Consider the following 13947-nt stretch of genomic DNA (forward strand, 5'->3'; position numbering starts at 1 on the left):
CCGGGCCGGCGCATCGCCGGCCCTGTTCTTTGACGGAAATTGATCGATGTTCAAACAACTGTGGGCGACCAAGCACCCGCATGCGGCGCATGAAGACGCCAACGGCCTGAGCCTGAAGCGCCATCTGGGCCCGTGGGGCCTGACCGCGCTGGGCATCGGCGCGGTGATCGGCGGCGGCATCTTCGTCATCACCGGCCAGGCCGCCGCCAACCACGCCGGCCCGGCGATCATGCTGTCGTTCGTGCTGGCCGCGATCTGCTGCGCGTTCTGCGCCATGGCCTACGCCGAGTTCGCCTCGATGGTGCCGGTCTCCGGCAGCGCCTACACCTACACTTACGCCACCTTCGGCGAACTGGCCGCCTGGTTCATCGGCTGGATGCTGGTGCTGGAGTATGGCGTCTCGGCGTCGGCGGTGGCGGTCAGCTGGACCGGCTACTTCCTCAGCCTGCTCAGTCATTTCGACATTTACCTGCCAACCGCGCTGGTCAGCGCCCCGCTGGACGCCCAGCTGCGCCCGACCGGCGCGATCGCCAACATTCCGGCCGCCATCCTGGTCCTGCTGCTGACCTGGCTGTGCTACGTCGGCATCAGCAAGTCCTCGGCGATGAATATGGCCATGGTCATCCTGAAGACCGGCCTGATCGTGCTGGTCATCGTAGTCGGCTGGAAGTACGTCGACCCGGCCAACTGGTCCCCGTTCATCCCGGAAAACCAGGGCCCGGGCAAGTACGGCATGGAAGGCGTGCTGCGCGGCGCGGCGATGGTGTTCTTCGCCTACATCGGCTTCGAGGCGGTTTCGGTCGCCGCGCAGGAATCGCACCGCCCGCAGCGCGACATGCCGATCGGCATGCTGCTGTCGCTGGTGATCTGCACCGTGCTCTACATCGCCATGGCGGCCGTCATGACCGGCCTGGTGCCCTACACGATGCTGGGCACCGACGAACCGGTGGTCACCGCCGTGGCCGCGCATCCCCAGCTCGGCTGGCTGCGGGTCGTGGTCGAAATCGGCGCCCTGATCGGCCTGAGCTCGGTGGTGCTGGTGATGATCATCGGCCAACCGCGCATCTTCATGATCATGGGCCGCGACGGCCTGCTGCCGCCGGTGTTCACCAAGATCCACCCGAAGTACCGCACCCCGCACATCAACACCGTCATCACCGGCATCGGCATCGCCCTGCTCGCGGCCCTGTTCCCGCTTGACATCCTCGGCGAACTGACCTCGATGGGCACCCTGATCGCCTTCGCCGCCGTCTGCGCCGGCGTCCTGGTCCTGCGCCGCACCCAGCCGGACCTGCCCCGCCCCTTCCGCATCCCGGCCGCCTGGCTGGTCTGCAGCCTGGGCGTGCTCAGCTGCCTGGCCCTGCTCTCGGCCATGACGATGCACAACTGGATGCTGATGGGCGTCTGGACCGTCGTAGGCTTCGCGATCTACTTCGGCTACAGCTACCGCCACAGCCGCCTGCGCAACCGCTGACGGCTCCCGTGCAGCCGGGCAGAGGCCGGCTCTACCGTGCCTGCAACACTGCGCCAGCACGTGCGCTGCGTTTGACGTGGCCTTTCCCGTGGCCGCCAGCCCTCTGTCGAGGGTCGACCGGGGCGGGTTTGCGGGGGAATCGGCGCCATGGATGGCGACCGCTTAGCCCCCATGGATGGGTTTACGGCGACCCCGCAAACCCGCACCGGGCGGCCCTGCACAGGCCATGCACCAGCCCTCGGCTGTTCGCACGAATGCGTGAAAGCCGGGCAAAGCCCGGCTCCACGCGCTAACCTGCCTTTACCTGCATTGCCAGTTAAAATGCCAGCATGAACAACACCCCCTACGACACGACCCGGCTGAGTGAGCTGGCCCAGGTGCTGATCGACAACATCCGCGAACTGGCCCAGGCCGGGTGGACCCCCGCGACCAGCAGCAACTTTTCGCACCGGCTGGACGACCAGCACGCCGCGATCACCGTCTCCGGCAAGGACAAGGGTCGCCTGATCGAAGACGACATCATGGTCGTCGACTTCGACGGGAAGGCCGTCGGCCGCCCCCTGCGTCCCTCCGCCGAAACCCTGCTGCATACCCAGCTGTACCGCCGCTTCCCCGAAATCGGCTGCGTCCTGCACACCCACTCGCCCGTGCAGACCATCGCCTCGCGCCTGTATGCCGCCAACGGCCACATCCGGATCGAAGGCTACGAACTGTTGAAGGCCTTCCACGGCAACACCACCCATGAAACCGCCGTCGAGATACCGGTGTTCCCCAACACCCAGGACATGGACGAACTCGCCGCCAAGGTCGAAGCCAGGCTCGACGAAGGCTGCATGTGGGGCTACCTGATCGACGGCCATGGCCTGTACGCCTGGGGCCGCGACATGGCCGAAGCCCGTCGCCACCTGGAAGCCTTCGAATTCCTCCTGCATTGCGAGCTCGAGCTGCGCAAGCTGCGCGGGCCCTGAGCGTTCCAACCGTAAGGTTGCCGGCCAGCGGCCGGCACTACACACTCTGTTTCCCCCACCAGTTCAAGCTGCCGCCATGAGCCGACTGCGCATTTACGACGACCACGCCCCAGACGCCCCGCTGCTGGATACCCAGGACGGCGCGCTCATCGCTGCCGAACTGAAGAAGATCGGCGTCACCTTCGAGCGCTGGCAGGCCGCCCATGAAGTCGCTCCCGGCGCCAGCCAGGACGAGGTGTTCGCCGCCTACCGCAGCGACATCGACCGCCTGGTCGCCGAGCACGGCTTCAAAAGCGTCGACGTCGCCTCGATCGCCCCGGACAACCCCAACCGCGCCGAACTCCGCAGGAAGTTCCTCGACGAACACTTCCACAAGGAAGACGAAGTCCGCTTCTTCGTCGCCGGCTCCGGCCTGTTCACCCTGCACGTCGACGACAAGGTCTACGAGATCGAGTGCGTGAAGGACGACCTGATCGCCGTGCCCGACGGCACCACCCATTGGTTCGACATGGGCGACGAACCCAGCTTCGTCGCGATCCGCTTCTTCACCGAACCGGACGGCTGGGTCGGGCACTTCACCGGCACCGACATCGCACAGAAATTCCCCCGTTACGTTCCGACCAAGGCGTCCTGATCCATGCCCCACCCCACCGTCATCCTCACCGACATCGAAGGCACCACCAGCAGCATCTCGTTCGTCAAGAACGTGCTGTTCCCGTATGCGCGCAAGGCCCTGCCGGCCTACGTCGCCGCGCACGGCCAGGAGCCGGAGGTGCGTCGCTGGCTGGATGCGGTGGCCGTGGAGATCGGCGGTGCCTGCCAGGACGCCCTGATCGTGGAAACCCTGCAGGGCTGGATCGACCAGGACCGCAAGCACACCGCGCTGAAGGCGCTGCAGGGCATGATCTGGGAAGCCGGTTACCGCAACGGCGACTACAAGGCGCATTTCTACCCCGAAGTCGCCGCCGTGCTCGAAGGCTGGCACGCCGAAGGCAAGCCCCTGTACGTGTACTCCTCCGGCTCGGTCCCCGCCCAGAAGCAGTTCTTCGGCTTCAGCGAAGCCGGTGACCTGACCCACCTGGTGTCCGGCTGGTTCGACACCGAGATCGGCGGCAAGCGCGACGCGGAGAGTTATCGCAACATCGTCAAGGCGATTGGCGTGCCCCCCGCGCAGATCGTGTTCCTGTCCGACGTGGTCGAAGAGCTGGACGCCGCGCGCGAAGCCGGGTTGCAGACGCGCCTGCTGGACCGCCTGGACGATTACCCGATGCCGCGCACCGGGGACGCAACGCACGGGCATGACCGGGTCGAGAATTTCCAGCAGATCACGGTGTAACCGGCCATTGCGTGGGACACGCATGGCGTGTCCTCGCGGTAGCCGGCGCAGTCGATTACCTTCCGACCGCGTCCACTACGGATCGAACCTGCAACGCGTCCTTCAACGCCTGCATGTCCGCATCCGCGCTGACCCGCACGCATACCGCCTCACCCGGCACCAGGTCGAACGCATTGTCGTCCAAGGTGGCATCGAACCCCTCGAACGCCACCCACACGCCGCGTGCGAGCGTTGCCGAGCGCAGCTCCAGCACGGTGTCATCACCGTCCTGCAGCCACCGCGTCTCGATCTTCGCCTTCGGCAACCGCATGTCTTTCGCCGCCGCGAAATAGACCACCTGCCGCGACAGCACCTGCGTACCCTTCAGCAGCTCCACCACTGCCACCGTCTGCATAGGATCGGCATTGCCCAGCAGCTGCGCATCGGCGAATCGCCCCACGTCCAGCGCCGACAGCGCCGGCACCACCACCGCGTGCTGCTGTTTCGAAAGCTGGCGCCCCTCCACATCCATCACCTGCAGCCGCCACTGCGCCTTCAACGGCTGCTGCAGGTCGTTGAGCAGGCTTACCCGGGTCACACCCTCGTCGCGCAACGCGGCCACCGCATGGTCGGCGAAGAACCGCTTCGCATGGAAATGCAGCGCCTTCCAGCGCCCCGCATGATCGATGCTCGACCACGACGCGCCCGGCCATACATCATTGAGCTGCCAGTACAGCGAACCCATCGTGTACGGACGCGAGGCCCGATGATGCAGCGCGGCCAGTTCGATGCCCTCGGCCTGCATCACCTGGCTCAGGTAGACGAAATCGGCGAAGTCGCGCGGCGTGCCGAACTCGCGTTCGATGTACTGCAGCAGGCGCTGGTTGCCCTCGCCCGCCATGAACTTCTGGTGCGCACGCACGGTCGTGCTGTCCACCTGTCGCGCGCTTTCCGGAATGATGCCATCCAGCGTCCGCAGCACCGGCCACGCCTGCAGCCCGTACTCGGACATGAAACGCGGGGTTTCGCGCAGGTAGGCCTGCACCGGCAGCGCCGGATTGCCCCACACCTGCCAGTAGTGCTTGTCGCCCCGGGTCGAATCGTTGGCCACGGTATCCAGGTCGTTGCTCGGCGAGCTTGACCAGTACGGCACGCCCAGCCCTTCCTCGTCCACCACCTGGCGCAGATCGTGGCCGAACAGGTCCACGTAGCCCTGCCACACCTTGGCTGCGAACACCGGATCGGCCGCCTTCACGTCCTTGCCGTGGCCCCAGTCCTTCCACGCGGTTTCTTCTTCATTGTTGCCACACCACAACACCACGCTCGGATGGCGACGCAGGCGGCGCACGTTGTCGCGCGCCTCGGCCACCACGTTGGCGCGGAACGCCGGATCGTAGCCCGGCTGCATGCCGCCGCCGAACATGAAGTCCTGCCAGACCAGCAGCCCCAGCTCGTCGGCGATGTCGAAGAACGCATCGTCTTCGTAGTAGCCACCGCCCCAGTTGCGCAGCATGTTCATGTTGGCGTCGCGTGCGGCGGTCAGTTCGCGCCGGATCCGTGCCGGATCGACCCGGGCCGGGAACATGTCGAACGGAATGACGTTGGCACCCTTGGCGAAGATCGGCACGCCATTGATGACGAAGGTGAAGCCCTGCCCGCCCTTGGCGTCCTCCTCGCGGCGCAGCTCGACCGTGCGCAGGCCGGTGCGGATGCTGCGCTCCACCGCGTCGGCCGTACCGCCATCCACGCGCGCGCGCACGGTGTAACGCGCCTGCTCGCCCTGCCCGACCGGCCACCAGCGGCGAGGCTTGGCCAGCGCAACCGGCACCGACACCACCTGTACGCCGGCACCCAGCGCCGCCGGCTGCGTCACCGTAGCCGCGACGCGGCCTTCCGGATCCAGCATCTCCACCTGCACCGTCGCCTGTCGTGCCGCAGCGGCTTCCACCTCGACCTGGACCTGCAGCGCAGCGCGCTGTGCGTCGAGTGCCGTGGTCTGCACCGCCACATCAGTGATCCGCTGCACGTTCCAGCTTTCAAGCCGCACCGGCCGCCAGATGCCAGCGGTGACATAGCGCGGGCCCCAGTCCCAACCGAAGTGGTAACCGGGCTTGCGTACGAAATTGCCGACCATCGCATCGCGCGGTTCATCGCCGTACGGCGACGGGTAGTTGCCTGCAATCTTGTGCGGCATCGCCTGCACGCCCGGCAGCAGCGTGGTGATCGGCGAGCGGATCACCACGCGCAGTTCGTTGCCGCGGGCACGCAGCTGGCCCGCAACAGACGCCCGCCAGGTACGGTGGCTGTTGTCGGCACGCAACAGCGGCCGGCCGTTGAGACTGACATCAGCAAAGGTGTCCAACCCTTCGAATACCAGTTCGGCATGCGCGCGCGCCAGGGTGGCGGCATCCACATCGAACCGGGCCTGGTACTCCCAGTCTGCCAGCCCGATCCACTGCAGGGCCGCTTCCGGCGCACCGGCGTACGGGTCGGGAATGAGCTGCGCGGCCAGCAGGTCGGTATGCACCGAACCGGGCACGGAGGCGGCTCGCCAGTCGGCCGCCTCCGGATGCGCCTTCAACTGCGCATTGCCGGGCAGCAGCCGGAACGACCACTGCGCCTGCAACGGCGCGGCGGCAGTGGGGAGCGCATGAAGCGCAAGCAGCAGAACAAGACCCGACACCCACGCCCACTGCTTCATGCACTCACCCCGTTGTTGCCACTCGAATCGAACTCAGCGCACCACGTTGAGCACTTCGTAACACGCGCCCATGGTGTGGTAATCGGTCTTGCCCGCCGGGCTCTTCTCGTCGCTGTACTTGCGGTTCTGCACGTCCAGGATGCGGAACCAGGCACCGTACTGATGGTCGATCATGTGCGCCCACGAGTACGCCCACAGGCGGTCGTACCATTCCCAGTACATGGCCTCGCCAGTACGCGCGGCCAGCAACGCAGCAGTCGCCAGCGACTCGGCCTGCACCCAGAAGTACTTGTCGTTGTCGCACACGGTGCCATCGGGCGCGAACCCATAGACCAACCCACCGTTCACGTCATCCCAACTGTGTGCCACGGCCGTGTCGAACAGCGAACGCGCGGTCGGTACCAGCCAGTCGGCCTGCACGTGGCGGTCCAGGATCAGCAGCAGCTTGGCCCATTCGGTCTGGTGCCCCGGCTGGAAGCCCCACGGACGGAACAGGTGCTTGGGGTTGTCGAGGTTGTAGTTCCAGTCGATCTGCCAGTTGCGGTCGTAGTGTTCCCAGACCAGCCCCTCGCCCTGCGCCGCCTGGCGACGGGTCATGTGGTCGGCAAGCAGCAGGGCGCGGTCGCGGTAGCGCGCTTCGCCGCTGGCCTCGAACGCAGCCAGCATCGCCTCGCACATGTGCATGTTGGCGTTCTGGCCCCGGTAGTCGCTGAAGTTCCAGTCGGCGTCGGCCTCGTCCTTGTACAGGCCGAATTCCGGCTCCCAGAAGTGGGTTTCCAGCAGGTTCCAGGTCTCGTCCATCCAGCCGCGCGCGGCTTCGATGCCCGCCTTCAGCGCACAGCTGTAGGCCAGCAGCACGAACGCCACGCCGTAACAGTGGTTGGTGGCATCTTCAACGACGCCATCGCGCAGCGTCCAGGCATAGCCGCCCGTTACCGGATTGCGGTGTACGTCGCGCAGGAAACGGATCCCGTGCTTCACTGCTTCAAGGTCTTCTGGCTTGCCGAACTCGCGATAAGCCATCGCATGGTTGAACACGAAACGGGTACTGCTCACCAGGTGGCGGTGGCTGCTGTCGTACACGCTGCCATCGTCACGGTAATAGTGGAAGAAGCCGCCGTTCGGGTCGATCTCGTTCGGCTGGTAGAACGCCATGCTCTGCGCGATATGCGCGCGCAGGAAGTCGGGCGAACGGAAATCGGGCTGGGCGGGAACGGCGGTGGTCATGCGGGAATTTCCTGTTGTTGCTGCAGCAGTTGCTGGACATCGGCCAGGCTCGGCATCGCGGCGAACGCACCCTTGCGGGTCACCGCCAGCGCGCCGACCGCGGCACCGAAACGAATGGCATCCTTCAGGGCGGCCGGATCGGCACAGAAACCGGCGAAGGCCGGACCGTCGGCGCCGCGCTCGCCAAGGGCGAACAGCAGCCCGCCCACGAACGCATCACCGGCTGCAGTGGTGTCCACGGTAGGCACCTGGAAGCCGGTGACCACGCCATTGCCATGCCGGGTGTGCCAGCGCATCGGTGCGGCACCGTCGGTGACCACCACGGCGTGCGCGTTGGCGGCCAGCAGGCGCTGGATGACCACGCTACCCCCGTCGGCGCCCAGCGGCGAGGCCAGGAAATCCAGTTCCTCCCGCGAGAGCTTGACCAGGTCGGCCAGCACCAGCGCCTGCCACAGCGTGTCGGTCGGGTCGACCTCGGCCGGCCACAGTGCAGGACGCAGGTTGAGGTCGATGCTGACCATCGCACCGGCGGCACGCGCACGCTGCATGCCCTCCAGCGTGGCCTGGGCGATGGCGCCCTCGGTCAGGCTGTTGGAGCACACGTGGAAGCTGCGGGTGCCCTCGAAGCAGGCCGGGCTGAAATGCTCGGCGCGGAACAGCAGGTCCGCCGCCGGCGGCCGGTAGAAGCTGAAACTACGCTCGCCATGCGCGTCCAGTGCCACGAACGCCAGCGCGGTCTTGGCCGCGTCGGTGCGCACGATGCAGTCGGTGGCGACCCCGGCGCTGGCAAGGCTGTCGGCGAGGAAGTCGCCGAACATGTCCTGGCCGAGCATGCCGGCGAAATGGGTGTCGGCGCCGAGGCGCGCTGCGGCCACCGCAACGTTGGCCGGCGCGCCGCCGGCGTACTGCAGGAACGCACGCGGGGTGTCCGGAGTGGCCGGCGGCTGTGCAAGTAGATCGATCAAAATTTCGCCGAAACAAACAATCTTGGTCATGACGCGCTCAGCCCCCCTGGCTGAAACCGGCACGCGGGCGCGAGCCCCACATGCCATAGAAGAGGATGTAGCCGTAGCACAGCAACGGCAGGATGAAAGACAGGTGCAGGCCGATGCGGTCGGCCAGCAGGCCCTGCAGGAACGGAATGATCGCGCCACCGACGATGGCCATGATCAGCAGGCTCGAGGCCTTGTTGGTCAGCGGACCCAGGCGCTCGATGCTGAGCGCGAAGATGGTCGGGAACATGATCGAATTGAACAGGCCGATCGCCACCACCGAGTACATCGCCACGTGCCCTTCGGTCGCCATGGTGAGTGCCAGCAGCAGCGCATTGGCCCCGGCGAAGAGGGTGAGCAGGATGCGCGGCGAGAACCGGGTCATGATCGCCGAGCCGGCGAAGCGGCCGACCATCGCCATGGTCCAGTACGCCGACACGTAACCGGTCGCCTGCTGTTCGGTGAGTCCACCGATGTTCGGCATGGACAGGTAATTGACCAGGAAACTGCCGATCGACACTTCCGCGCCGACATAGAAGAAGATGCCGAGCACGCCGAACAGCACGTGGCGATGGCGCAGCGCATCCATCAGGGTGTGGCTGCCGGTGTCGGCCTGCTCGGTGGTCTCGTTCAGTGCCGGCAGGCGGAACAGGTAGACGAACACGGCCAGCAGCGCCAGCGCGATCGCCAGGCCAACGTACGGGCCCTGCACCGCCTGTGCTTCCTGGGTGCGGTAGGCCAGCTGTTCAGCGGCGCCCAGCGCGGCCAGTTCGTCGGCGCTCTTGACCGTGTTGCCCAGGATCAGCAGCCCACCGAAGATCGGCGCGATCGCCGTGCCGAGCGAGTTCAGTGCCTGCGCCAGGGTCAGCCGGCTCGAGGCGGTCTGTTCCGGGCCCAGCAATGCCACGTACGGGTTGGCCGCCACCTGCAGCACGGTAATGCCGGTGGCCAGTACGAACAGCGCACCGAGGAAGGCTTCATACACGCGCAGTTCGGCGGCCGGCCAGAAGCCCAGCGCACCGACCGCGGCAATGGCCAGGCCGGCCACGATGCCCTTCTTGTAGCCCAGGTGCGCGACCAGCCGGCCGGCCGGCAGCGACATCAGGAAGTACGCGCCGAAGAAGGTGAACTGGACCAGCATCGCCTTGGCGTAGTTCAGCTCGAACACCGCCTTCAGGTGCGGAATCAGGATGTCGTTGAGGCAGGTCAGGAAGCCCCACATGAAGAAGATCGTGGTGGCGACCGCCAACGCCATGCGCGTGTTGACCACGGGTGCGGTGGAAGACGAGGTGGGCAGGCGTGGCGTTGGAGAAATGGGCATGCGGTACGCGCCTCATTGCGCGGGCGGGTGAAAGGGAGTCGAAATCAGCCTACGGCGGGGCCGCTGCTGTCACGGATACGGAGCTGTACCGGCGCCACGGTGCGGCGCGGTGCGGCGGTGGGATCGTCCAGGCGTTGCAGCAGCAGTTCGGCCGCTTGGCGGCCGCGCTCGCGGGGGTTCACGGTGAGCGTGGTCAGCGGCGGCATCGCCACCGCTGCTTCGGAAATGTCATCGAAACCGGTCACCGCGAAATCGCGGCCCGGTTGCACGCCGCGCGAGGCCAGGCCCAGCATCAGGCCGAGCGCTACCGTGTCGTTGTAGCAGACTGCAGCGGTGGGCACTTCGCCGGCGAACAGTTCGCCCGAACGCGCGGCGGCTTCAAGACGGTTGGGCGCTGATTCGATCAGCCAGTCCGGCTGCACCTTCAGCCCTGCCTCGGCCAGCGCCTGCGCGTAGCCGGTGCGGCGCTGGTGGCAGGAACTGGAATCGGCATGACCACCGAAGAACGCGATGCGCTGGTGGCCACGCTCGATCAGGTGGCGGGTCGCCAGGTAGGCGCCCTGCTGGTTGTCCAGGGTGAGGAAATCCCAATCGCCGCCGTTGAGTTCGCGGTTGAACAGCAGCACGTTGGCATTGAAACCCAGTGCCTGGCGTACTTCGGTGGCGTCGCTGCCTTCGGCCGGCGACAGGATCAGCCCGGCTGGTGTGTGTTCCATCAGGGTGGTCAGCACCGCCTGCTGCCGCTCGGGCGACTCGCCGGTGCTGCCGAGCAGGGTCACGTAGCCCTTCGCGCCCAGCGCCTCGTCGACGCCGGAAGCGAATTCGGCGAAGAACGGGTTGGACAGATCGTTGATCACCAGCGCCACGCTGGTCGAGGTGCGGCGGCGCAGGTTGGCCGCGCCCCGGTTGTACACATAGCGCTGCCGGCGCAGTTCGGCCTCCACCCGCGCACGGGTGTCGACATTGACCAGCGGGCTGCCCCGCAGCACCAGCGACACCGTAGCGCGCGACACGCCGATGGCATCGGCGATGTCGGTCACGGTGACCGCACGTGCGCCGCCGGCACGGGGCGTGCTGGCGCGGGTTCCCTTGGCAGCGGAAGTGTCCTTTTTCATCGGGGCGTCGGTCGGGTCATGGTGCTGCAAGCCTAAACGATCGCATCGGCCAGCGGACCGGGACGGCGGCTCATTCCAGCACGGCCCCCGGCGTGGCGCAGTACGACACCGGAAGGTCGGCCACCCGGGTCCCCCAGCCGGCTTCCGGGGCGGTGTCGCCGAGTGCGTAGGAAATGGTGCCGCCCTGCTGCAGGCGGTTCCAGTCCATCCACACCGGTGCGTGCGCCTGGCCGTCGACCTGCACGCCCTGCACGTACTGGAGCTTGCGGCCGTCGGCGCCCGGCGCCTGCAGGTGCAGCGTGCGGCCCTGGCCCAGGTCCACTTCGACCTTGGCAAAGCGCGGCGCGTGCAGCAGGAACTGGCCGCTGCCCGGCACCGCCGGGTACAGGCCCAGCGCACTGAACAGGTACCAGGCCGACATCGTACCCAGGTCATCGTTGCCGGTGACGCCATTGGGCGCGTTGGTGAACAGCTGCTGCGCGGCGCGCACCACCGTGGCGGTCTTCCACGGCTGGCCGATCAGCGTGTACATCCACGGCGCGTGCAGGTCCGGCTCGTTGTTCGGGTTGTAGCGGTACTGGTTGTAGTAGCTGTACGGACCGACCACCCACTCCTTGCGCGCGGCCTGCAGCGGCGACTGCAGCAGGGCGTCGTAGGCGAAGAAGGCATCCAGGCGCTTGCCGGCCTGTTCGCGCCCGTGCATGGCCTGGACCAGGCCGGGAATGTCCTGCTGGGCCAGCCACTGGTACTGCCACGCGGTGCCTTCATGGAAGCCATGGTGCGAACGCGGGCTGTAGTGGCCGTCGGCCGGCAGGTACCACTTGCCATCGTCCATGCGCGGACGCGGGAAGCCGCTCATGCCGGTTTCCTCGTCGCGCACGCTCGGGTCCCACACCTTCTGCCAGTTGCGGCCACGCTGGCGCAGCACGCCGGCGTCGTCGGCATGGCCCAGGCCGTCGGCCATCTGCGCCAGCGCGCAGTCGGCCAGCGCGTATTCCAGCGTCGCCGAGCCGCCGTGGTGCGGGTCGACGTCCATGCCCTTGGACGGGAACGCGCGATCGTAGGCAACGTAGCCGTTCTCGACATAACCCGGGTTGCCCGAGCGGCCGGCATGGCGCGAGTTCATCGGCGGCAGCTCGAACGCATTGCGGCGCAGCGCGGTGTACGCCTCGCCTTCGCGCCCGGCCAGCGCGCCGAAGCGCCACAGGTCGACCATGAAGGGGGTGACCGGGTCGCCGGTCATGATGTTGGTCTCGAAGTTCGCGTAGCCCCAGCGCGGCAGCCAACCGCCCTGCTCGTTGATCGCCAGCAGGCTGCGGCCGATGTCGCGGGTGACCTGCGGACGGGTCAGCGCCAGCCACTGGTTCTGCGCCCGGTAGGTGTCCCACAGCGAGAAGTACTCGTAGTAGGTCCAGCCGTCGGCACGGTGGATGTTGTCGTCATAGCCCCGGTAGCGGCCGTCGGCATCGCTGCCGGTCAGCGGCTGCAGCAGCGCGTGGTACAGCGCGGTGTACAGCACGGTGCGGTCATCTGCGTGCTTGCTGTCCACGCGCACGGTGGACAGCTCCTTGCGCCACTGCTGCTGGGAGAGGCTGCGCATGCGCTCGAAGCCGAGCAGGCGGCCGTCCTGCATGCCGTCGCTGCGCAGGTTGGCGCGCGCGCCTTCGGCGTCGACGTGGGAAATGGCGCTGACTGCCGTCACCGCGCGGCCCTTGGATGTATCGAAACTCAGCCACGCCCCGCTGGGCTTGAGCTCGCCTTCCATGCCGTGGCGCGCGCCGGGCAGCCCCCCCCCCTCGCCCCACGTACCGAACGCCTTGAACGGGCGGTCGAACTCGATGCGGAACCAGGTGGTGTACTGGTGGCCGCCGCAGAAGCTCTTGGTAACCAGCTTGCCTTCGACCACGCGGTCGCCGACCACATCGATCACGCTGCCGATCACCGAATGGCGTTCGTTGGCCTGGCCGACGTTGACCAGCACATGGCCGGTAGTGGCATCGGCCGGGAAGGTATAGCGCTCGGCGGCGGCGCGGGTGCGCGCGGTGGCCTCGGCGTCGATGCCGCCGTAGCTGGTCAGCCGCACCTTGTAATAGCCGGCCTGGCCGACCTCGCCCTCATGGGTGTAGCCAGAGGCGTAGGCCTTCTGGTCGAAGCTCTTGGCGCTGTCGGTGTCGAAGTCGCCGCCCGGACCGATGCTGCCGGTCACCGGCAGGACCGAGACCTGGCCGCCCTGCTCCCAGCAACCGGCGCCGGACAGGAAGGAATGGCCGAAGCCACGGATCTTCGGGTCGTCATAGCGCCAGCCAGCGTAGTGCTCGCCGATCGGGCTGACCTGGATCAGGCCGAACGGGGCCGAGGCGCCCGGGAAGGTGTTGCCGTCATCCTTGCTGCCGATGAAGGTGTTGACCTCACGCTCCAGCGCGGCCGGGGCGGCCTGCAGCATGGGGGTGAAGGCCACGACGGCGAGGCAGGTCGTCAGGGCGAGGCGGGACGGCAATCGGCGCATGCAGTGGTTCCTGTGGGTCGATGACGCTGAGGCGAGGTGCGTTTTGGATCGCTCCAAAGTCACGGCGGCGTGAATTTAGATCGATTTAAGTAAACCACGGGGCAATCCGCCGATGCATTCTGCGGCGCAACATGAGCGCAGCCCCGATCCCGCCAGCCCCACCGCGCCCCGCCCGCTGCGCAACTGAAGCGTTCACAGCCCCGCCCACCCCTTGTCCCTTGTGGCGTCTGCGCCCTTGGCACATTCCCGGCCCCGCCGTCCATATTGCGGAGCAGCATGCTTCCCTGGCGCCACCGTGTTAAAAATTCGCCGCCAGCGGTTTAGATCG

The 13947-nt window shown here is 67.1% G+C and carries 10 protein-coding genes; 4 read left to right on the forward strand and 6 right to left on the reverse strand.

Translation table 11 applies throughout. From position 1 onward, the window contains the following. Positions 1-46: 46 nt before the first annotated feature. From C2U58_RS09010 to mtnC, 4 genes are all read left to right on the forward strand, one after another. The gene (locus C2U58_RS09010; protein ID WP_102945556.1) at positions 47-1474 is read left to right on the forward strand and encodes an amino acid permease; all 1428 of its coding nucleotides are present in this window, start codon (positions 47-49) and stop codon (positions 1472-1474) included. 329 nt (positions 1475-1803) lie between these two features. Next, the gene (locus C2U58_RS09015) at positions 1804-2442 is read left to right on the forward strand and encodes a methylthioribulose 1-phosphate dehydratase (RefSeq protein WP_102945557.1); all 639 of its coding nucleotides are present in this window, start codon (positions 1804-1806) and stop codon (positions 2440-2442) included. Positions 2443-2518: 76 nt separating this feature from the next. Further along, on the forward strand, positions 2519-3076 hold the full coding sequence (locus tag C2U58_RS09020) for an acireductone dioxygenase (RefSeq protein ID WP_102945558.1): 558 nt from the start codon (positions 2519-2521) through the stop codon (positions 3074-3076). 3 nt (positions 3077-3079) lie between these two features. Then, positions 3080-3778: an acireductone synthase gene (mtnC, locus tag C2U58_RS09025; RefSeq protein WP_102945559.1), complete on the forward strand. Its 699-nt coding sequence runs from the start codon at positions 3080-3082 to the stop codon at positions 3776-3778. A 55-nt stretch (positions 3779-3833) separates the two neighbouring features. On the opposite strand, the gene C2U58_RS09030 is transcribed toward mtnC, so the two are convergent. From C2U58_RS09030 to C2U58_RS09055, 6 genes are all read right to left on the reverse strand, one after another. After that, positions 3834-6458, reverse strand: coding sequence for a glycoside hydrolase family 2 protein (locus C2U58_RS09030; protein ID WP_102945560.1), 2625 nt, complete (start codon positions 6456-6458; stop codon positions 3834-3836). Between the two features lie 33 nt (positions 6459-6491). Beyond that, the gene (locus tag C2U58_RS09035; RefSeq protein ID WP_102945561.1) at positions 6492-7685 is read right to left on the reverse strand and encodes an AGE family epimerase/isomerase; all 1194 of its coding nucleotides are present in this window, start codon (positions 7683-7685) and stop codon (positions 6492-6494) included. After that, positions 7682-8680 (reverse strand): carbohydrate kinase, encoded by a 999-nt coding sequence (locus tag C2U58_RS09040; RefSeq protein WP_102945562.1) that lies wholly within the window; start codon positions 8678-8680, stop codon positions 7682-7684. Before C2U58_RS09040 ends, C2U58_RS09035 begins: the two co-directional genes overlap by 4 nt. Positions 8681-8687: 7 nt before the next feature. After that, on the reverse strand, positions 8688-9932 hold the full coding sequence (fucP, locus tag C2U58_RS09045) for an L-fucose:H+ symporter permease (protein WP_253256711.1): 1245 nt from the start codon (positions 9930-9932) through the stop codon (positions 8688-8690). A gap of 110 nt (positions 9933-10042) precedes the next feature. Then, complete coding sequence (locus C2U58_RS09050; protein ID WP_102945892.1) at positions 10043-11113, reverse strand: LacI family DNA-binding transcriptional regulator; 1071 nt, start codon at positions 11111-11113, stop codon at positions 10043-10045. A gap of 70 nt (positions 11114-11183) precedes the next feature. Then, the gene (locus tag C2U58_RS09055) at positions 11184-13619 is read right to left on the reverse strand and encodes a GH92 family glycosyl hydrolase (RefSeq protein ID WP_102945564.1); all 2436 of its coding nucleotides are present in this window, start codon (positions 13617-13619) and stop codon (positions 11184-11186) included. Positions 13620-13947 lie beyond the last annotated feature (328 nt).

The sequence above is a fragment of the Stenotrophomonas sp. VV52 genome (assembly GCF_002893095.1).
GTDB lineage: Bacteria > Pseudomonadota > Gammaproteobacteria > Xanthomonadales > Xanthomonadaceae > Stenotrophomonas > Stenotrophomonas aracearum.